The organism is Altererythrobacter rubellus (assembly GCF_030284385.1).
Classification (GTDB): Bacteria; Pseudomonadota; Alphaproteobacteria; order Sphingomonadales; family Sphingomonadaceae; genus Erythrobacter; species Erythrobacter rubellus.
On the sequence record NZ_CP127221.1, the window covers coordinates 864,784 to 885,129 of the forward strand.

Below are 20,346 nucleotides of genomic sequence, written 5' to 3' on the forward strand. Positions count from 1 at the left end.
TTGGACTTATTAAATGGGCAGCGCTGCCCGGGGCGTTATTCTAGCGTGGCTTCCAGCCGATTTCGATCTCAGCGGCAGAGCGCGGCACGTCCAGCATCGCCTCGGTGATCGACATGGTTTCGCCGGGCAATAGCTCGCTCTTCGGTGGCACAACTTCCCAGGTGTAGACGATCCGCCGCTGCCCATCGCGCAGCACGATCAAGATCGTCGGCACATTCAGGCTTTCACGCGCGTCATTAGTCACAGTGCCTTGAACTTCGAGATATTTGGTCCCGTTGGGCAACGTCCGAACGCCTTGCTGCTCTGGCGGGAAGTCGAGCTGCAGCCCGTCTTGCTGCATTCCGAATACCGGCCGTTCGATCGGCACCCAGGCGGGGAGGCCCCAAATGTTCACCGCGACGATCGCAGCGCCGGCGCTCACAGCAAACAAAAGAGCTGCCGCAGTCCAGATCTTGATCGGATTGCGCCGTGGGCGAAAGGGCGGCTCGTGATCGAATTGCGAATAGTCGTCGTCGGAAGAGTACGTCTCAAACACTGTCTCGACTGCCGGCTTGACAAAACTTGGTTCTGGTTCGGGTCGAGATTCAGGCTCCGGTTCGGCGGAAACCTGTCCACTCTGCTCAGCTTTGGTTTCCGCTTCGGGCGTCTTCCAGAAATTCACCGACGGTTGCGATGGATCCTCGCTATCCCCGGGCCCGGCAACCGCGGTGTCTTCTTCCGGTTCGGGCGAAGCGCGGGTCTCTGCCTGATCAGACGGTTTCTCGCTGGGCGTCGGCTGCTCCGGTTCAGTGTCCGGGACATTTCCGTCCTGAAACCAGCTGCGTTTGCATTTGGCGCAGCGCACTGTGCGCCCTTCAATACCGATCGCCGCATCAGGCACCAAATATCGTGTGTGACACTCGGGACAGGCAATGATCATGGGGTAATCCTCTAGGCGGGCGGTGCAGGCGCAACAAGCCTGACACAAGGACTGGCATCCATTCTGACGTGTTTTTCCACATCGGAACTCCCCTGGGACCCCATTTGGCCATGATTATGCTTGCACGCTGATATGCTTGGGATAGACCCGCCGGATGAGCGAACGCGCGCACGAACTTGTCACTTTCGACAATGTTGGGCTGAGATACGGCACTGAGCCAGAGGTCTTGCGCGATCTCTCTTTCACGCTTTTCCCGGGCAGTTTTTACTTTTTGACTGGTGCCAGCGGAGCCGGGAAGACGAGCCTGCTCAAGATGCTTTACCTTGCGCAGCGCCCTTCGCGTGGAGCAATCCGGATGTTTGGCAAGGATCTGATCACACTGCCGCGCGAACAGATGCCGCAATTGCGCCGCAAGCTGGGGGTGGTGTTTCAGGACTTCCGGCTGATCTCGCATCTGACCGCTTTCGACAATGTGGCGCTGCCATTGCGCGTGGCGGGGGTGCGTGAAGCCGAACTGACCGATCCCGTCACAGAGATGCTGGAATGGGTCGGTCTGGGCCATCGGATTGAAGCTGTGCCGACCACTATGTCAGGCGGTGAACAACAGCGTGTCGCGATTGCGCGCGCTGTAATCGGCCGCCCGCAATTGCTGATCGCCGATGAACCAACGGGCAATGTCGATCCGGAAATGGCGCAGCGATTGCTGCAATTGTTCGAACGGATGAACAGCCTGGGCACGACGGTTATAGTAGCGACGCATGATATGAATTTGCTGCGAAGCATGCCGGATTCGCTCATCATGCGCTTGCAAAAGGGCAATCTGCTCGATCCAACCGGTGCGCTGCGGTATCCGCCACAGATTGGGCGCAGGGCATTGGACGAAGGGATCGGTAAATGAAGCGTCCGCCGCTCATCGGCCGCTCGCTCGCGCGTGATCTGGTACCGTTTGGCGGCAAGCGGGTTGATCGATTGGCGCCACGTTCGCGCAGCCGCGGGCCTATCCCCTGGGTCATTGCCATCATGATCGCGCTGACGGTCATGGCCGCCGCCGCAGGAATAGCGCTGGGTAATTTGATTGATCGGGCAGAATCCGATTTGTCAGGCGCGCTGACGGTACAGATAATCGAAGCCAATGCAGAAGTGCGCGATGCGCAAGCGCAGCGTGCAGCGGAGCTTTTGATTGCAGACAGCGCTGTGACTAGCGTTCGGGTCGTGCCTCAGGAGGAGCTGGCTCAATTGCTCGATCCATGGATTGGCGACACCGCGGCTTCGCAAGGCGGGATCCCGATCCCCGCGCTGGTTGATGCAGAATTGGCCGGTGTTGCCAGCACGGAAGAGACTGCGCGCTTGAATGCCATGTTGCTTGAAGAGATACCGACAGCCCGCGTCGATGCGCAGTCTGCATGGCTGCGCCCGGTTTATGACGCGCTTTCGTCGCTGCGTTACATGGCGCTCGGGCTGATCGTCTTGCTTGCACTGGGCAGCGCTGCGGCAGTCTGGCTCGCTGCCAGAAGTGCCTTCAGTACGCATAAGCAAACAATCGAAATCGTACACCTGCTTGGCGGGACAGACCGGCAGATCGCGCAGATTTTTCAACGGACAGTGGCCTTTGATGCGCTTCTTGGCGGGGCGGCGGGTCTTGCATTGGGTTCTGTGGCGATTTGGCTTGTAGGCGGACGGTTCGCTGCGATAGATTCGGGAATCGTAACGGGGGGCAATCTGCGCTTGACCGATTGGGCGCTATTGTTCGCTATTCCACTTGGCGGGATTGCTTTGGCGATGCTAACGGCCCGCGCAACTGTGCTTTCAGCCTTGAGGCGGATGCTGTGATTTTGCGATTTGTAGCAGGACTATTCCTGATCTGGATTTTCGGATTTGTCTGGTTTGCCGCCAGCACCCCCGGCCCCGCCGGTGACATCGAGACCGACGCAATCGTGGTCGCAACGGGCGAAGCAGGGCGGATTCAACGCGGCATCGAAGTGCTGGACAGGGGGCTAGCGAAAGAAATGCTGGTAAGCGGCGTGAATAATGATGTGACCCCTGCGGAATTTGCCGCCGAGTTTGGCGTGTCCCAGCGCCATATGAACTGCTGTGTCGATTTGGGATTTGATGCGACAGATACCCGCAGTAACGCGACGGAGATCACGCAATGGGCGATGGCTAGCAAGCATAAGACCCTGCGGCTGGTGACCAGCGATTGGCATATGCGCCGGGTAGAATCAGAGCTCAACCGGCTTCTGCCAGGCAGTATTGTAGTGGTGAGCGATGCTTTGCCGACGCGTTTTCGCATGAGCACGGTAGTTATTGAATATCACAAGCTTCTAGCGAGCGAGTTTACCGCGCTGACGGGGCTTTAGGCACTCGCCCATGTCGATACTTCGAAGTCTAGTCTATTACCCGGTCTTTTATGGCTGGAGCGCGATGCTGGTTATCGGGTCTGTCATCGCGCTGTTCCTGGGCAAGGCGCAATTGCGCGCCGTTGTAACCAGCTGGAGCCGGTGGCATCGCTGGTGCCTCAAAGCCATCGTCGGGATAGACGTGGTAGTCGAAGGAAAACTTGCCGATGGGCCGGCTCTCTATGCGATCAAACACGAAAGCTATTTCGAAGCGATCGACGCCCCGACCCTTCTCGATACGCCATCAGTATTTGCCAAGCGCGAGCTGTTCATGATTCCCGGCTGGGGGCGCTCAGCGGTAGTATACGGCCTGATCCCGGTCGCGCGTGACCAAGGCGCACGGACGCTTCGCCAGATGATCGTCAACGCGAAAGAGAAACTGAACGAAGGGCGGCCCTTGGTGATCTTTCCCGAGGGGACGCGGGTGGCGCCGGGCCAGTCGCCGCCCTTGCAATCGGGTTTTGCCGGTCTTTATAAATTACTCGGCCTGCAAGTGATCCCGGTCGCGGTAAACAGCGGGCGTCTCTATCACAGGCTCTGGAAACGTTCCGGTACGATCACCTACAAAATTGGCGAGCCTGTTCCGGCCAGCTTACCGCGTGCTGAGGCCGAAGCACGCGTGCATGCAGCGATGAATGCGCTGAACAAAGCAGCTTAGTGACCTCGCCCGAAATCGGGTGAAGGGTCATCCTGGCCTTCCTCGATAATTCCGCGGCGAATGGCGCGGGTGCGGCTAAACAGTTCGTGCAAGGTCTCGCCGTCGCCTGAACGGATTGCGCGCTGCAGCGCAGTCAGGTCTTCAGTGAAGCGGCCCAGCATTTCCAGCACAGCGGATCTGTTTTGCAGAAACACGTCGCGCCACATGGTCGGATCGGAGGCCGCAATGCGAGTGAAATCGCGGAAGCCGCCAGCCGAATATTTGATCACCTCGCTGCGGGTTACGTCTTCCAGATCGCTGGCCGTACCCACAATCGTATAGGCGATAAGGTGCGGAATATGGCTTGTGACGGCCAGAACCAGGTCGTGGTGTTCGGCATCCATGATCTCGATTTTCGAGCCGAGCGTGCGCCAGAAATCGGCCAGCGCTTCAACCGATGCCTCATCTGCACCATCAGGCGGGGTCAGAATGCACCAGCGGTTCTCGAACAGCGTGGCAAAGCCTGCCTCCGGGCCACTTTGCTCTGTACCGGCAACAGGGTGCGCGGGAATGACCGTCAGTCCCGGAAGCGCCGCGGACAGATCTTCGAGCACGCTCTGCTTTGATGAACCGACGTCGCTGATGATTGCGCCGGGCTTCAAATGGCCTGCAATTTCAGCCGCTGCCGACCCCATGGCGCCGACCGGAACGCACAGGATCACCAGATCCGCTTCGGCCACTGCATCGGAGACGCTGGTACAAACGGTTCCGACAAGACCGCGCTCGGCGGCCTTGCCGCGCACATCCGCGTCCGCGTCATAGCCGGTGGTTGTAATGTCACTTGCGCGATCTTGCACCGCAAGACCGATTGAGCCACCTAGGAGGCCTAGCCCGATAATCGCGACAGACTGAATACTCACGCTCTCTCTCCGCAAAGCGCGCGCAGTGTCGCCGCGATCTGGTCCATATCGGCACGATGTCCGATGGTGATACGCAAAGCGTTGGGCAGTCCCTGGCCGGGCAGATGACGAACGGCATAGCCGGCATCGCTGATCGCATTGAGCGCCTGCTCGGCAGTGACTGCGCCTTCAAACAGCACCAGCAGGAAATTTGCCTTGCTGGGGATGGGGCGCAGTCCGTGATTGCCCAATGCTTCGACTGCGGCGGTAAAGCGGGCCAGTTCCTGCGCATTGTGATCGCGGCTGCGGGAAACAAATTCCTGATCATCAAGCGCTGCTGCTGCGGCCGCTTGTCCGCTGCTGGTGACATTGAAAGGTCCTCGAATACGGTTGAGGACATCAATCAGATGCGGTGCGCCTGTGGCCCAGCCAATCCGTTCGCCGGCCAGCCCGTAAATCTTTGAAAAGGTACGGGTGACCAGCACGTTATCATGCGCCATGGCGAGTTCCATTCCGCCGTCATCTTCGTCTGCTTCCAGATACTCGGCATAGGCCTGATCCACCACCAACAGCACATCTGACGGCAATCCAGCATGCAAACGTTTGACCTCGCTGCGCGGCAGATAGGTGCCGGTGGGATTGTTGGGGTTGGCCAGGAAAACGACGCTTGTCTTGTCGCTTACAGCCGCCAGCAGAGCATCGACATTCGTGGCATAATCATTGTCGGGCGCTTCAACCGGCGTCGCGCCGCAACGCCGTGCGGCAATGTAATAGACCGAGAAGCTGAACTTGCTAAACAGAACTTCATCGCCTGGTCCGGCAAAACCTTGCGCGGCCAGATTGAGCAATTCGTCGGAACCAGTGCCGCAGACAATCCGCGCCGGATCGAGGCCGTGAACTTCACCGATCTTCAAGCGCAATTCGCGCGCGTCGGGATCGGGATACTCCGCGCTGTCGGCCACGGCTTTGCGCGCCGCATGTGCAGCTTCGCTTGTGCCCAAGGGGTTTTCGTTCGCGGACAGTTTGATCAGTTGCGTGCCATCGGCGCTAACGGCCTTGCCCGGTACATAGGCGTGAATGCCCATGATCCAGGGTTTGCCTTCGGGGCGACTTTGATCGGCGTCAGTCATAGGGCGAGGCGAATAACCGCTTTGTGCGCGGAAAGAAAATGGAAATGCGCCAATGCCCTTGAGCAATTGACTTGGAAGCCGCTCTCGCCCAATCGACACGCCCAATGGCACAAGAGATCGTCTCGAAGAGCATCAAGCTCAGCGCTGACTTGCCGCTTGACTGCGGGCAGGTGCTGTCAGGTGTCGAAATCGCCTATGAAACCTACGGCGAATTGGCTGCAGACAAGAGCAACGCAATCCTGATCTGTCACGCGCTGACAGGCGATCAATATGTCGCGTCGGATCATCCCATTACAGGAAAGCCCGGTTGGTGGCAGCGTATTGTTGGCCCTGGTAAAGTCATTGATACAGACCGCTACCACGTCATCTGCGCCAACGTGATCGGCAGCTGCATGGGTTCGACCGGCCCCGCCTCGCTGGCAGCGGACGGCCAGCCATACGGTATGCGTTTTCCGGTCATCACCATCCGTGACATGGTGCGCGGGCTGGTCGGCTTGCTCGACGAGCTCGGTATCGAGAAGCTACACACGGTTATCGGTGGATCGATGGGCGGGATGCAGGCGCTCAGCCTGGCTGCGAACTGGCCAGAGCGAGCCGAACGCATGCTGGTCATTGCGTCATCGGCGCGACATTCGGCGCAGAATATCGCATTTCACGAGGTTGGCAGGCAAGCCATCATGGCTGATCGCTATTGGAATGGAGGCGATTACTATGCATCAGATGCTTCGCCCGACAACGGCTTGGCGGTGGCACGCATGGCCGCGCATATCACATACCTTTCGGAAGAAGGCCTGACGGAGAAGTTCGGCCGCAATCTGCAGGACCGTGAGACCAAAAGCTTTGGTTTTGACGCGGATTTTCAGGTCGAGAGCTACCTTCGCTATCAAGGCAGCGGCTTTACGCAGCGCTTTGATGCCAATTCCTATCTCTACATCACCCGTGCGATGGATTATTTCGATCTGGCAGAGGAGCACGGCGGAACTCTTGCCAATGCCTTTGCAGGCGCATCTGCACGGTTTTGCCTGATCAGTTTTGACAGTGATTGGCTTTATCCCACTGCGGAAAGCCGCCATATCGTGCACGCGCTTAATGCGGCCGGTGCCAAGGTGAGCTTTGTTGAGCTTAGCGCGCCGCATGGACATGACAGCTTCTTGCTGGAGCACGAGCAGCTAGATCGAGTGATGAGGGGGTTCCTTGATGGGTAGCGCCTTGCGGCCGGACCTTTCTGCGATTGCCAGTCACGTGCGCCCGAATTCGCGCGTGCTGGATATCGGCTGTGGCAATGGCGATCTGATGTACGTGCTAGAGCATGAAGCATCATGCGATGCGCGCGGTATCGAGATCGACGCCACTTGCGTAGAGCGCTGTGTAGCGCGGGGACTATCAGTGGTTCAGGGCGATGCCGACAGCGATCTGGCTAACTACCCTGACAAGGCGTTTGACTACGCAATCCTTTCGCAGACCCTGCAAACCGCCGAACGGCCGGACAAGATGCTCGATGAGCTATTGCGGGTCGGCAATCAGGTTTTCGTCAGCTTTCCCAACTTCGCCCATTGGCGCACGCGCGCTTCACTGATGTTTGGCGGGCGTATGCCTGTAACCCGCGCTTTGCCGGTGAGTTGGTACGAGACGCAGAATATCCACCATGTGACGATTGACGATTTCCGCGAACTAGCCCGCGCAAAGGATGCCAGAATCGAGAACGCATGGTTCTTCGCCGGCGAAAAGAAAATCGGCGCGACAGCAGCTAACTGGCGCGCCGAATTCGCAGTGTTCCAGCTAAGTCGTTAGCCTGCGCGGTGCAGACCGCAAATCTTGTTGCCTGACGGATCGCGGAAATAGCACAGGTTCAATGTGCCGATATTGCTGGTCCGTGGCCCAGGTGGATCTTCGATGGTTGTCCCGCCGTTAGCCACCGCGGCATCATGCAAGGCTTGTATCTGCTCCAGACTGTCGCAAGCGAAGCCGACAGTCGACCCGTTACCGGCGGTTGCGGGCTGCCCGTCGATCGGGGTCGAAACCGAAAAAATACTGTCATTGTGAAAATAGAACAGGCGAACTGTGCCGTCTTCCTTTTCGTCGCGCATCGGCTCGCCCGCACCAAGTACGCCGAGCACAGCATCATAGAATTTCTTTGAAGCTTCGATGTCGTTCGATCCGACCATCACATGGCTGAACATTTGGTAACCTCTCCTTCTCTGGTTGGATTTGCCTAGGTTACTCTGGGCGTCACAACAAGCATATTGGAAGAGCTGCGTTCAGATTGAGTGATATAGGCACCGGCAATGATGACTTTTTTCAATGCGGCGGCCCTTTTGGCTGCAAGTTTACAGCCCGCTCCGGTGGATGGCGGGCGAGCCCAATTGCCGCAGGAGCACGCGGCCATGCTGCGGTGCTCGGCTGCTTTTGCATTGGTTTCCTATGGGCAGGCGAATGGTGACGAAGCCGTGCGGGCATGGCCCAGAATCGATCCGCGCGGGCGCGAATTCTTCGTGCGATCGCTGGCCAAAATCATCGATGATACCGGCATGACGCGCGAACAGGTCTCGCAAATGGCGAAGGCCGAGGCTCAACGCCTGATCGACAACAATTTGCTCGATAATGTAATGCCGGGCTGCCTGTTGATGTTGGACGCATCCGGGGTCTGATAACGCGTCGAATCGAGCAATGTGTCAGTAGATTTAGCCAGCAAATTGCTGCATGAGTTCGCCCAGCATGTGGCGCCTCTATCAATTCCCCCTTTGTCCTTTTTCGCGCAAGATCCGGCTATTGCTGGCGGAAAAGAACGTTGCCTATGAAATGCTGCGCGAGGATCCTTGGTCTGCGAGCGACTATTTCTGGAATTTGAACCCGGCTGGGCGCACCCCGGTTCTGGCGCACCAGGAACGCGACATTGTCTTGTGTGACAGTCGGGCGATCGCAGAATATTTCGAGGAGACGGTCGACAAGTCGCCAATGATTAACGGGACTTCGACCAATCGCGCAGAAATCCGGCGTCTGGTCGCGCTGTTCGACGAGAATTTCTATAACGATGTGACGGCGCCGTTGCTCAATGAGCGGATGAAAAAGCGGATCGTGCTCAATCAGCCACCGGACTCGCGCGTCTTGCGCGAAGCGATGAAGTTGGCACACGGGCATCTGGATTACATGGATTGGCTGATCGACAATCGCCCCTGGTTGGCAGGATCGACCATGAGCCTTGCCGATCTGGCGGCGGCTGCCCAGATATCTGTTGCCGATTACCTGGGGGGGATAGACTGGGCAGGTCATGAACAGACCCGCGGCTGGTATGCGGTGTTCAAGAGCCGCCCCAGTTTCCGCCCGTTATTGACCGAACGTATGGGCGTGATCCAGCCGCCTTTGCATTATGCGAAGGTTGATGATTGAGGAGCCGACGATGAGCGACAAGACCGAACTGACTGACGCGGAATGGCGGGCGAAACTTACGCCGGAGCAATACCACATCCTTCGTGAAGCAGGCACGGAACGCGCGTTTACAGGCAAGTATGACAAGCACTACGACGCCGGTGAATATATGTGCGCTGGATGCGGCACCCGGCTGTTCGATAGCGATGCCAAATACAATTCGGGCTGCGGTTGGCCGGCCTTCACCAGGCCGTCCGAAAGCGACATGGTCGAAGAGCGGCGCGACATCTCGCATGGTATGATCCGTACAGAAGTTCTTTGCGCCAAATGCGGCGGACACCTGGGCCATGTATTCCCCGATGGTCCGCCTGAAGAGGGCGGAATGCGTTATTGCATCAATTCGGCCTCGCTCGACTTTGACCCCGAAGGCTGATTGCGGCGGAGGAAATCCCCCGGATACCCGTTCACGCAAGGTTACAACTCGCCTATGCAACGACTTTGTCTACCAGCAATCAGGGCAATAGAGCGATAAAGTGACGTCCAAACGAGGCGCCAAGATGCGGATGAAGCGCGGCAGTAGACGCGCAGCAGCAGAACGCAGCGAGCCGGGTTCGCGCCGCAAGCTCACGCGCAAATCTCGCGGCGGAGGCGGATCTGACAGCCGTCTTAGGTTGTGGGCCAAGCGGATTGCCCTTTGGGGTGGGGGACTGGCCGTTCTGGGCGCGGTGTTCCTGGCGGTGGCCGTTAGTTTCGCGGTCCAAACAATGCCAAGCTATTATCAGCTGAAAGCGACGCAGAACGATCAGACCATTCTGGTGCGCGCGCGCGACGGCACTCCGATTGTGGAACTGGGCCCCAGTTTCGGCAACTGGATGGACTACGACGAGATTCCGCAAGTCATGAAGGATGCGATGGTCGCCGTGGAAGACCGCCGTTTCTATTCGCACTTCGGCGTCGATCCGATCCGCCTGACAGGTGCGGTTGTGGAAGGAACCATCGGTGATCGCAGCCGGATTGGCGGCACGTCCACCATTTCCCAACAGTTGGCCCGCAACCTGTTCCTCAACAACAACCGTTCGGTCGACCGCAAAGCGCGTGAAGCCGTGCTGGCAGCGGCGCTCGAATGGAAATTTTCCAAAGAGCAAATCCTCGAGCTTTATCTCAACAAGGTCTATTTTGGCGGCGGGGCGTATGGCATCGACAGCGCCAGCCGAAACTTCTTCAGCCACCCGGCGACCGAGCTTTCAGTCGCGGAAGCCGCTATCATCGCCGGGCTGGTTAAGGCGCCTTCGCGTTATTCACCAACTGCTGATGTCGACGCAGCTGTAGCGCGTGCGCAAACCGTGCTGCGATTGATGCGAGAGCAGGGCTACATTACGCCTCAGCAGGCCTCGGTAGATGTGGATGCCGTCAACCTGAAAACGCGCTTGGGCGGAAATTCGGTCCGCTATTTTACGGACTATGTTCTGCCGCAGCTTGATCTGTTGCTGCCAGAAACGTTCGAGGCGATCGAAGTATGGACAACACTCGACACCGAATTGCAGGAACAGGCGACTGCTTCCATCAGGGCGAATGCCCCTGATGGCGCACAAGGCGCCTTGGTCAGTCTCGACCGTGATGGTGCTATTCTCGCGCTGGTTGGCGGTACAGACTACGTTGAAAGCAGCTACAACCGCGCGACCGCGGCGCAGCGCCAGCCAGGTTCCGCTTGGAAGCTATTCGTCTATCTGGCCGCGCTGGAAGCGGGCTGGACCCCCGATGATGGCGTGCAGGATGCACCGGTAGAGATAGATGGCTGGCGTCCACGCAATTCAAACGGCCGCTTCAGCGGCGAGATAGATGTGCGAACCGCCTTTGCCTATTCCGTCAACACCGTGGCGGCCAATCTGGGGCAGGATGTTGGTTCCGGCACGATTGCGTCGATGGCGCGGCGTTTTGGCATATCGTCACCCATTTCAACCTATCCCTCCATGGTGCTGGGCACCAGCGATGTGCGGCTGATCGAGATGACCCGCGCGTTTGCTTCAATCTCGGCAAAAGGCCAATCGGTTGAGCCATACGGCGTGCTCCGCGTAACTGCGGCCAGCGGTGAAGAGATTTACAAACATCAACGCGGCCGCTCACGCCAGTTGGTGGCTGATTATGTCGCCGCCGGGATCACCGATTTGCTGCAGACAGCGGTTAGCACAGGCACCGGTCGCGCGGCACAGATCGGACGGCCGGTGGCAGGCAAAACCGGCACTACCAGCTCCAACAAGGACGGCTGGTTTGTCGGCTTTTCATCCGGGATCACTACCGGCGTGTGGATGGGGCGCGACGATGCCAAGGCAGTGCGCGGGCTTCAGGGCGGGCGTGCGCCGGCCCTCGCGTTTTCATCCTTCATGCGCGAAGCTGTAAAGGGGCGTCCGGTCGAAGAATTCGATACAGAAGTGCAGCTTCCTGGTTGGATGTTGGAGCCTGACGAAGAATATCTCTACGGCGATCCAGACGACTATTACTTCATCGATGAGGACGGCAATCTCGTCGACCCGCAAAGACGCGAAGTTGATCGCTATGGCTACCCCTTGCCGGTAGAGGGCGAGCAAGTCCCGGGATCTGGCGAACGCCCGCAACTCACCTTGCCACCTAACGAAGCCGGGCAGGCCGCAAGCGATGACTTTCTGGATCGGGCAACCGGAGAGAATCTGCCACCACCGGCTCCGCCGCGAATGCCTCGCACTATTCGATCAAGCGAGACAAGTCGCGAAAGCGTGAACTGATCAAATTAAAAGGGCGCGGGAAGCAATGCTCCCAACGCCCTTCGATCTTGGTCTACGTGAATTCTAGCGCAGTCGAACCGCGATGTAGCTGGGTGAGCCGCCACGGCGCTGGATGCGCAGAAGCACAGCCTCCCGTCCGGTGCTTTCAGCTTCAGCCACAACCGCTTCCAAGTCGGTTACGTTCGCTGTCTCTTGGTAGTTTGCAGAGAGAATGATGTCGCCGCGGCGCAGCCCCTTTCGCGCAGCGTCTGCGTTTTGATCAACCGCACCAATGACTAGGCCGGTCACATCTTCGCCTGCACCCAACTGCCGCGCGATTTGCGGGGTCAGGGTTATAACCTGCAGGCCAAGCTTTTCCTCGATTGTGCCGTCTGATTCGTCAGGGGTTTCGTCTGGCTCTGCATCGGGATCGAACATTTGTTGGCGACGAAGCTCGTCTTCGCTCGGACGTTTCGCAACCGTTGCCGTCACGCGCAACTCTTCGCCATCGCGGATGAGATCGATTGGAATACGCGTGCCCGGCTTGATGTTGGCAACGAGGAATGACAGCGTCTGTTCGGTTGTTACCGGCTGATTGTTAATCGCGGTCACGACATCACCCGGTTTGATACCAGCGCGCTCAGCCGCGCCATCGGGCTGAACAACTTGCACAAATTCGCCGCGGTTCTTCGGCAGGCCGAGAGAGTCGGCCAAATCGTCGTTCACCGGCACGATATTTACGCCCAGGAAGCCGCGCTCGATCTCTTCACCATCGCGCAACTGCGCGACAATCGGTGCTGCAATCTCTGCAGGGATGGCAAAACCGATCCCTACGCTGCCGCCATTTGGCGAGATGATCGCATTATTGACGCCGATCACATTGCCACGCATGTCGAACAGAGGACCACCCGAATTGCCTCGGTTGATGCTGGCATCGGTCTGGATATAGCGGTCATACGCGCCGCCGCCAGTATTACGCAGCACCGACGACACGATACCGCTCGTCACTGTTCCACCCAGTCCGAAAGGGTTACCGATAGCGATCACCCAGTCACCGACGCGCGCGCCTTGAGAATCGCCGAATTGCACGAACGGGAAGTCGCGGCCGCTGGAAATCTTGAGCACTGCCAGGTCTGACGCGGGATCTGCGCCCACCAGTTCGGCTTCGTACTCCGTGCCATCCGGCATTGTGACTGTGATTTCTTCCAGCGTAGCGCGATTGTCCGGCGCAACAACATGGTTGTTGGTCACGACATAGCCATCGGCCGAGATAATGAAGCCCGAACCCAGCGATTGTCCTTCGCGGAACTGCGGCTGTTGCTGTTGGTTGTTTCCGTCACCGCGGCGGTTGAAGAAATTCTCGAAAGGTGTGCCCGCGAAAGGGTTGCCTTGTTGGCGCACTTCAATGCGCTGACGTGTCGAGATATTCACCACCGCTGGCTGTAGCTGCGCGGTCAGATCGGCAAAGCTGGCCGGTGCGCCCTGACGCGGCACAATCTGCTGCATCGCGGCATCATCATTCTGGGCAACTTGCGCACCAGCGGGATAGCCGGTCGCGAGGGAAAGGCTTGCTCCGCCAATCAGAAGGGCAGTGGTCAGTCCATATACGTAACGCACAGGCTTATTGTCCTTTCAATCTCACTTCGTTCCCATTGCAGCTTAGTTAGGATTCGCTGCTGGGCAGGTTTCAATTACGATGCATTTATGCGCTTGGATGCACTTAACCGTATTTGAACGACAGATGTAATCGGTAGGTGTGCATCAACCGTTCGTCGGTCGGGGCAGCACGGGCTGCCCCGTCCACATTCATCGACGACCGCGGAACTGGCGGAAATACTCGCTATCCTGATCCAGAACCATGGAGCTTTCGCCTGTGCCTTGTTCAAAGGTACGGCGATAGCTTTCCATGGCGCGGTAGAAGTCATAAAATTCCGGGTCCTTGCCATAGGCATCCGCATAGGTCGAAGCGGCTGCCGCTTCGGCTTCTGCGCGAATGATCTGCGCGTTCTTGCGACCTTGAGCCCGGATGGTTTCTGCCTCTTCCTGACGGTCAGACTGCATCCGTGTGAAGGCTGCGGTCAATGGCGTGCCTTCGGGCAAGTCAGCACGTTTGATCTGCACATCGATCACCTGCGCACCGTACTGACGCGCTTGGGTGTCGAGCGTGTCACGAATGCGCTGCATTGCCGTGCCGCGCTCTGCGGTTAGCAACGATGCAAAGGTCCGGCGGCCCAATTCCTGACGAAGAACCGAGGTCAGGATCGGCGCAAGCTGCAGTGCGACGTTCTCTTCCGTGCCTGCGTTCTCGATCATCTGGACCGGATCGATAATGCGGAAACGCGCATAAGCGTCGACTTGGAGACGCTGTTGGTCGCTGGTCAGAACTTCCTGCTGTTCCATGTCGAGATCGAGCACTCGGCGATCGACCATCTGTACATTATCCACGATCGGAATCCGCCACCAGATGCCAGCTTTAGTCTCGCCAAACGGAACATCCGGACGATAAATATTGACGACGCTGTGAGGCTCACCCGTCCGGATGATCACAGCCTGCTCGTCTTCGGAGACAACGAACAATGAGGAGAACGCCAATGCGATTAGCATGAAGATGCTGATCACTGAGGCCTTATAGTTTTCCCAGATATGTTCCATGGCTTACTGACCTCCTGCAGGTGGAGTTACCACTTGCGGTTGTGCTTCGCGCGAACGGCGCTGAACTTCCGGCAGCGGCAGATAAGGCGTCACGCCATCGGCCTCGATAATGGTCTTGTCGGTCTTCGCCAGAACGCTTTCCATGGTTTCATAGTACAGGCGTCTCCGCGTGACTTCCGGTGCCAAACGGTACTCACCGTAGATCTGGTTAAACGCTTCTGCATCACCTTCAGCGCGTGCAAGCAACTGTTGCGCATAACGCTGCGCCTGGTTGATATCACGTTCTGCATCCTGCTGCGCGGCAAGCACGTCATTGAAAGCTTCAATCACTTGCTGGGGCGGGTCGGTCTTGTCGATTTCGATACCCTGTACCGCGATGCCTGCACGATAACCGTCAAGCATCGCCTGCATTCTGGTCATCACGGCCAACTCGATATCAGCTCGCCCTGCACCGGACAGAACACGGTCAAGCGGCTGCTCGGCAACCGACGCTCGCATGGCGGCTTCGGCGGCTTCCAAAATGGTTTCTTCCGGTCCTTCCAACTGGAATTGGTAATCTGACAGATTCTTGATGTTCCAACGCACCAGATAACTCAGATCAACCAAGTTCTGGTCGCCTGTCAGGATCAGTTTTTCCTGATTGCCTTCCGGAATTTTTGCTGAACGGATCTGGCTCACATTCTCGACCGTCACTTGCTGGACTGGCCACGGTAGCGTCCAGTTGGTGCCAGGATTGAGTGTGGCGGCATATTTACCGCCCAGCCAGGTTACTACGCCTTGCTGGCGCGGCTGGACAAAATGAACAGACGAAAGGCCGAGCCACAGCACAGCTGCGCCGCCCAAAATCAACGGCAGCCAGCTCTTGCCGCCTGACCTTTGGGGCATCCGGAAGTTCGGACCGCGTGGTCCGCCGCCACCTCTGCGCGGACCTTCAGGGCCGCGATTCTTGAAGATATCTTCGATATTGGCAGAGCGGCGCTTGCCGCTTCCTCCGCCCGGAAGCCAGGGATTGCGCGGGCCGCCGCCCTTGTCATCGCCGTTGTCGCCGCCACCAGAAGGGCCGTCATCCCCTCCATCGCCGCCGTCATTGTTGCCCCCACTGCCCCACGGGCTTTTTCCAGCCATTGCGAGCACGATCGAATTTCGAAAGTCGATAAACTTGGTCATAGTTCTTTTATAGGAGCGCTTCCGGCGAAAAACAGGGGTTGTCTTACGGAAATTGGTGCTAGGGGCTTGGCCCATGAATTCGAAGGATCTGATTTCCCACCTTCCTGAAGCAATTGCCGCACGGGTAAAGAGCGCCACCAGGGTTGGCGAACGGGCAATTGTCGTGCTCGATGCAAGCGGCCTGCCGCCTCAAGATCGGACGCATGTCGAACAGCAGATCATTGATGCGTTGAGTTCGGTAGAAGGTTTGAGTGACGTGCGCGTGGCGATGATGGCTGACAAGGTCAAGCGCCGCATCATTGCGATTGGATCGGGCAAGGGCGGTGTGGGCAAGTCAACGCTGACCACGAATCTCGCGGTTGCTTTGCGAAGACTGGGTGTGAAAGTTGGGGTGGTTGATGCCGATATCTACGGCCCCTCTCAGCCCAAATTGCTCAAGACCGAAGGGATGAAGCCGGAAGCGGCGGGCGAAAAGCTGATCCCGGTTGAAAGCGAATATGGTGTGCCCGTCCTGTCGATGGGATTTTTGGTAAAGCCTGCGCAAGCGCTTGCATGGCGTGGGCCGATGGCGGGCAATGCGTTAAATCAGCTGATCGATGCTGAATGGGGCGAGACCGAATTGTTGTTGATCGATCTACCGCCCGGCACAGGCGATGTGCAGCTCTCTATGCTGCAAAAGCAAAAACCCGACGGCGCCGTGTTGGTATCCACTCCACAGGATCTTGCGCTGATCGATGCCGCACGTGCAGGCCAGTTGTTTGAACAAGCCCATGTCCCGATCATCGGACTGGTCGAAAATATGGCGGGTTATACCTGCCCGCATTGCGGCGAAGTGTCTCACCCTTTTGGCAGGGGGGGATTCGAAGAGATGGCAGGCAAGGTCGATATTCCCTTCCTTGGCCGCATTCCGCTTGCGTTGCCGATCCGCGAAGCCGGCGATAGCGGCAACCCTCCGGCAGCGCGCGATTTGCCGGAAGGCGAGGCATTTATTCAAGTTGCGCAGAAAGTCGCTGATTGGCTGGCAAGGGAGAGCGCCTGACTATGGCGATTACGCGGCGCGGATTGCTGGTAGGAGCGGCAGCGGGCGGCGGTCTGCTGATCGCGTGGACGCTGTATCCGCGCAGCTTCCCAAATCCGCTGCAAGCGCGCGATGGCGAGCAGATCTTCGATGCCTGGCTCAAGATTGCCAGCGACGGTGTTATTACGGTTGCTGTGCCGCAGTTGGAAATGGGGCAAGGCATTACCACGCTGATCCCGCAGCTGGTTGCAGCCGAACTGGGCGCTGACTGGCGCCAGATTGCGGTCGAACCTGCGCCAGTAAGCGGCGAATATGCCAATGTCCCGCTGGCTGCGAAATGGGCACCCATGTGGGCAAACTTTCCGGCCCTGGCCGACGACCCAGATGGAACGTTGGCGACGCGTTTTGCGCAAACCGAGCGGCTCAACATCACCGGTGATGGGACATCGCTCGATGCGTTCGAGGAGCCATGCCGTTTAGCTGCGGCTTCGGCGCGGGCCATGCTGGCACAGGCTGCTGCTGCGCGCTGGAATGTCGAGTGGGAGGAATGCCGCGCGAGTGCGGGCTTTATCGTCTATGAGGATCGCAGCTTGAGCTTTGGCGAGCTGGCGATGGAGGCGGCTGAATTCGATCCGCCAGACCCGCCTCCATTAATGCCGGAGCCCTATAGCGAGGATGCCTTGCCCGGCGAAGCGGGGGGCGAAGGCGCCTTTCCGCGCTTGGACTTGCCATCAAAAGTCGATGGTTCGTTCCTGTTCGCAGGTGATGTGCGTCTGCCCGGCATGGTCTACGCAGCGATCCGCCACGGTCCGCTCGACAAGGCTGAGTTGACAGAGTTCAACCCGTTCAACGCGCGCAATATCAGCGGTATTGTCGGAGCGGTAAAAGGCAAACGCTGGCTGTCCGTTGTGGCGACAAGCTGGTGGGCGGCTGAGCAGGCGCTCGACACGATGGGGGCACGCTTCAGGGTGGAGCATCTCGTTGATAGCGACATGATCGAGGAGCAGCTTGACCGCGCAGTCACCACTGGCGAAGCTGAGCGAATTGCGGAGCGCGGTGATCCCGATGCCCGCCTGGAAACGCCCGATTTGGAGCTGCGCTACGATATCGAGCCTGGACTGCATGCCACGAACGAGACCAGCACGGCGACCGCGCGATTTGTTGATGGCAAGCTGGAGCTTTGGATCGCTTCCCAAGCGCCCGAGCGCGCCCGGATCGCAGCCGCGCGCGCAATCGGTATCGACGTCGAAGATGTCGTTCTGTTCCCGATGCCCGCCGGTGGTAGCTTTGACCGGCGCTATGAGCATGATCACGCCATCGAAGTTGCGCTGATCGCGCGAGAGATCGCGCGGCCGGTGCAACTGGTCTGGTCTCGTTGGCAGGAAATTTTGGCTTCGCGTCCACGTTCGCCCGCTGCGATCTCGATAGCCGCAAAGATTGATCGAGGTGCGGATGCGCGGATCGAAGCCATGCGCACGCGGATCGCCATGCCGCCAGCCAACCTGGAGTTCGGGCAACGTCTGTTTGAAAACTCCGCCACGTGGTCTGCCATTCGTGACACAGAGGGAAAAGCGGATAGCTTGGCGGGCGAAGGCGCGATGCCGCCTTACGCAATTCCAGACGCGGCGGTGGATCATGTGCCGGTGGAGATCGGCTTGCCCGTATCTCGTCTGCGCGGCAACGCCAATACATACACGGCTTTTGCGATTGAAAGCTTCATCGATGAAGTGGCGAGCGAGAGAGGGCGCGAACCGCTGTCATTCCGTATGGCCATGCTAGGCAGCGACACACGGCTCGCCGCATGTTTGCAGCGCGCAGCCAGCCTGGCTGAGTGGGGCGGCGGCGTTGATCAAAGTGGTCAGGGTATTGCATGCCACCGGATCGGCGATGCGGAGAGTGGTGGACGCATTGCCTGCGTCGCAACGGCGCGGGCTGGCGAGGGCGGCGTTCGCGTGGATCAGATAGTGGCGGCAGTCGATATTGGGCGGATCGTCAATCTAGACATTGCGCGTCAACAGATCGAAGGAGGTCTTGTGTTCGGCCTCGCAACTGCGATGGGCGCGAGCACGCGATATTCTGGCGGACTGCTGCAATCCCAACAATTGAGCGCGCTCAACTTACCGGCTCTGGCCGATTGTCCGGAGATTATCGTCGATTTCATCGCGAGCGATGCGCGGGCGTTTGATCCGGGCGAATTGGGCGCTGTGGTGGCCGCGCCAGCCATTGCAAACGCACTTTATTCAGCCACCGGCTTGAGAATGCGCCGCTTGCCCCTACTTTCAGACGGCTTATGACGTATCTGCTTTCAGTCCCGAGGACCCTAGAGAACCCTGCGCTCTGTCGCTCCTCCGCTAGCGGCAGCTTCCGGGTTGGGATGCTCCCCGCGTGACCTGGCAGCAGCAACAACTCCCGTCAGATCACCCGCCAGTCAATAGCGGCCGTGTTGGCTTGCTCGTGGTCAATCTGGGCACGCCCGACTCACCTGAGCCGCGTGATGTGAAGCGTTATCTGAAGGAGTTCCTGTCCGACCCGCGTGTGATCGAGATACCGGCTGTGATCTGGCAGGTGATCCTGCGCGGGATCATTCTCAACACGCGCCCGAAAAAGAGCGCCAAGGCATATGCAAAAGTGTGGACCGATGAAGGTTCGCCCTTGCTGGTCATCACACGCGATCAAGCACGCGGTCTTCAGAATCGTTTGGGCGATAAAGTGATTGTGCGCCACGCCATGCGTTATGGACAGCCATCGATCCCGCAGGAACTGAAAGCGCTGCAAGAGGCCGGGTGCGATCGCATTTTGCTTGCACCGCTTTACCCGCAATATTCGGGTGCGACCACTGCCACCGTGGTCGACAAGGCAGCCGAATATCTTGGCGATACGCGATGGCAAGCGGCGTTGCGAACACTCCCCGCCTATCATGACGATCCAGCTTATATCGAGGCATTGGAAGCGGACATCACCTGTCAGCTTTCCGCACTCGATTTCAAGCCTGAAGTTCTGCTGCTCAGCTTCCACGGAATGCCGCTGCGCACGTTGGAACTGGGCGATCCCTATCATTGCCATTGTCGTAAGACCGCGCGATTGCTCGCTGAACGGCTGGTAAAAGTCGAAGGCCTGGAAGACTTGCGCATTGAAACAAGTTTCCAGTCACGGTTTGGCAAGGCGAAATGGCTGGAGCCGGCAACCGATCACACGCTTGTGGCGGAAGCGGAAAAGGGAACCAGGCGCATCGCGGTCGTTGCACCCGGATTTTCCGCTGATTGCGTCGAAACTCTGGAAGAGCTCGCGCTAGAAGGTCGCGACGAGTTTTTGGAAGCTGGCGGTAAGGATTGCGCCGTCTTGTCATGCCTCAATACGTCCGAAGCAGGCATGCAAATGCTCGAAACTATCATGCGCCGCGAACTTTCAGGCTGGATTTAGGCGC

General features: G+C 58.4%; 20 protein-coding genes. 13 read left to right on the top strand and 7 right to left on the bottom strand.

The genetic code is table 11. The features are described 5' to 3' along the window. Nucleotides 1-40: 40 nt before the first annotated feature. Nucleotides 41-919 (bottom strand): MJ0042-type zinc finger domain-containing protein, encoded by an 879-nt coding sequence (locus tag QQX03_RS04370; RefSeq protein ID WP_285976652.1) that lies wholly within the window; start codon nt 917-919, stop codon nt 41-43. 154 nt (nt 920-1,073) lie between these two features. On the opposite strand from QQX03_RS04370, the gene ftsE reads away from it, so the two are divergent. From ftsE to QQX03_RS04390, 4 genes are read left to right on the top strand one after another with little or no spacing between them, the layout of a single operon-like run. Further along, on the top strand, nt 1,074-1,817 hold the full coding sequence (ftsE, locus tag QQX03_RS04375; RefSeq protein WP_285976653.1) for a cell division ATP-binding protein FtsE: 744 nt from the start codon (nt 1,074-1,076) through the stop codon (nt 1,815-1,817). Next, nucleotides 1,814-2,749 carry a cell division protein FtsX gene (locus QQX03_RS04380; RefSeq protein ID WP_285976654.1) on the top strand — a complete coding sequence of 312 codons (936 nt, stop codon included), beginning with the start codon at nt 1,814-1,816 and terminating at the stop codon, nt 2,747-2,749. The genes ftsE and QQX03_RS04380 overlap by 4 nt, the downstream gene beginning before the upstream one ends. Beyond that, nucleotides 2,746-3,276, top strand: coding sequence for a YdcF family protein (locus QQX03_RS04385; protein ID WP_285976655.1), 531 nt, complete (start codon nt 2,746-2,748; stop codon nt 3,274-3,276). The genes QQX03_RS04380 and QQX03_RS04385 overlap by 4 nt, the downstream gene beginning before the upstream one ends. A gap of 10 nt (nt 3,277-3,286) precedes the next feature. Further along, nucleotides 3,287-3,973: a lysophospholipid acyltransferase family protein gene (locus QQX03_RS04390; protein WP_285976656.1), complete on the top strand. Its 687-nt coding sequence runs from the start codon at nt 3,287-3,289 to the stop codon at nt 3,971-3,973. Here QQX03_RS04390 and QQX03_RS04395 read toward each other — a convergent pair. Continuing rightward, a complete protein-coding gene (locus QQX03_RS04395) occupies nt 3,970-4,872 on the bottom strand; it encodes a prephenate/arogenate dehydrogenase family protein (protein WP_285976657.1) in 903 nt (300 codons plus the stop codon). The two genes, QQX03_RS04390 and QQX03_RS04395, sit on opposite strands and share 4 nt — an antisense overlap. After that, the gene (hisC, locus tag QQX03_RS04400; protein WP_285976658.1) at nt 4,869-5,981 is read right to left on the bottom strand and encodes a histidinol-phosphate transaminase; all 1,113 of its coding nucleotides are present in this window, start codon (nt 5,979-5,981) and stop codon (nt 4,869-4,871) included. Before hisC ends, QQX03_RS04395 begins: the two co-directional genes overlap by 4 nt. A 104-nt stretch (nt 5,982-6,085) precedes the next feature. On the opposite strand from hisC, the gene metX reads away from it, so the two are divergent. Together metX and metW are read left to right on the top strand one after the other, a co-directional pair. Continuing rightward, entirely contained in the window at nt 6,086-7,186 is a 1,101-nt protein-coding gene (gene metX / locus QQX03_RS04405) for a homoserine O-acetyltransferase MetX (RefSeq protein ID WP_285976659.1), read from the top strand. Beyond that, nucleotides 7,179-7,772 (top strand): methionine biosynthesis protein MetW, encoded by a 594-nt coding sequence (gene metW, locus QQX03_RS04410; protein ID WP_285976660.1) that lies wholly within the window; start codon nt 7,179-7,181, stop codon nt 7,770-7,772. Before metX ends, metW begins: the two co-directional genes overlap by 8 nt. On the opposite strand, the gene QQX03_RS04415 is transcribed toward metW, so the two are convergent. Continuing rightward, nucleotides 7,769-8,161, bottom strand: coding sequence for a VOC family protein (locus tag QQX03_RS04415; protein ID WP_285976661.1), 393 nt, complete (start codon nt 8,159-8,161; stop codon nt 7,769-7,771). The genes metW and QQX03_RS04415 overlap by 4 nt on opposite strands. Before the next feature lie 105 nt (nt 8,162-8,266). On the opposite strand from QQX03_RS04415, the gene QQX03_RS04420 reads away from it, so the two are divergent. From QQX03_RS04420 to QQX03_RS04435, 4 genes are all read left to right on the top strand, one after another. After that, nucleotides 8,267-8,629: a hypothetical protein gene (locus QQX03_RS04420; RefSeq protein ID WP_285976662.1), complete on the top strand. Its 363-nt coding sequence runs from the start codon at nt 8,267-8,269 to the stop codon at nt 8,627-8,629. Between the two features lie 67 nt (nt 8,630-8,696). Beyond that, complete coding sequence (locus QQX03_RS04425; protein ID WP_285976954.1) at nt 8,697-9,368, top strand: glutathione S-transferase family protein; 672 nt, start codon at nt 8,697-8,699, stop codon at nt 9,366-9,368. Nucleotides 9,369-9,378: 10 nt separating this feature from the next. After that, the gene (gene msrB / locus QQX03_RS04430; protein ID WP_285976663.1) at nt 9,379-9,780 is read left to right on the top strand and encodes a peptide-methionine (R)-S-oxide reductase MsrB; all 402 of its coding nucleotides are present in this window, start codon (nt 9,379-9,381) and stop codon (nt 9,778-9,780) included. A gap of 130 nt (nt 9,781-9,910) precedes the next feature. After that, nucleotides 9,911-12,106, top strand: a complete 2,196-nt coding sequence (locus QQX03_RS04435) for a transglycosylase domain-containing protein (RefSeq protein ID WP_285976955.1) — start codon at nt 9,911-9,913, stop codon at nt 12,104-12,106. Between the two features lie 63 nt (nt 12,107-12,169). On the opposite strand, the gene QQX03_RS04440 is transcribed toward QQX03_RS04435, so the two are convergent. From QQX03_RS04440 to hflK, 3 genes are all read right to left on the bottom strand, one after another. Continuing rightward, entirely contained in the window at nt 12,170-13,702 is a 1,533-nt protein-coding gene (locus tag QQX03_RS04440) for a Do family serine endopeptidase (RefSeq protein ID WP_285976664.1), read from the bottom strand. A gap of 189 nt (nt 13,703-13,891) precedes the next feature. Next, nucleotides 13,892-14,737: a protease modulator HflC gene (gene hflC, locus QQX03_RS04445; protein WP_285976665.1), complete on the bottom strand. Its 846-nt coding sequence runs from the start codon at nt 14,735-14,737 to the stop codon at nt 13,892-13,894. A gap of 3 nt (nt 14,738-14,740) precedes the next feature. Continuing rightward, nucleotides 14,741-15,862, bottom strand: coding sequence for a protease modulator HflK (gene hflK, locus QQX03_RS04450; RefSeq protein ID WP_285976956.1), 1,122 nt, complete (start codon nt 15,860-15,862; stop codon nt 14,741-14,743). A gap of 115 nt (nt 15,863-15,977) precedes the next feature. Here hflK and QQX03_RS04455 point away from each other — a divergent pair, with 115 nt between their 5' ends. The 3 genes from QQX03_RS04455 to hemH all read left to right on the top strand — a co-directional run bounded on the left by QQX03_RS04455 (nt 15,978) and on the right by hemH (nt 20,342). Further along, nucleotides 15,978-16,943 carry an Mrp/NBP35 family ATP-binding protein gene (locus QQX03_RS04455; RefSeq protein ID WP_285976666.1) on the top strand — a complete coding sequence of 322 codons (966 nt, stop codon included), beginning with the start codon at nt 15,978-15,980 and terminating at the stop codon, nt 16,941-16,943. Between the two features lie 2 nt (nt 16,944-16,945). Continuing rightward, nucleotides 16,946-19,216: a xanthine dehydrogenase family protein molybdopterin-binding subunit gene (locus QQX03_RS04460; protein WP_285976667.1), complete on the top strand. Its 2,271-nt coding sequence runs from the start codon at nt 16,946-16,948 to the stop codon at nt 19,214-19,216. Nucleotides 19,217-19,307: 91 nt separating this feature from the next. Next, entirely contained in the window at nt 19,308-20,342 is a 1,035-nt protein-coding gene (gene hemH, locus QQX03_RS04465) for a ferrochelatase (RefSeq protein ID WP_285976668.1), read from the top strand. The last annotated feature ends 4 nt before the right edge of the window (nt 20,343-20,346 follow it).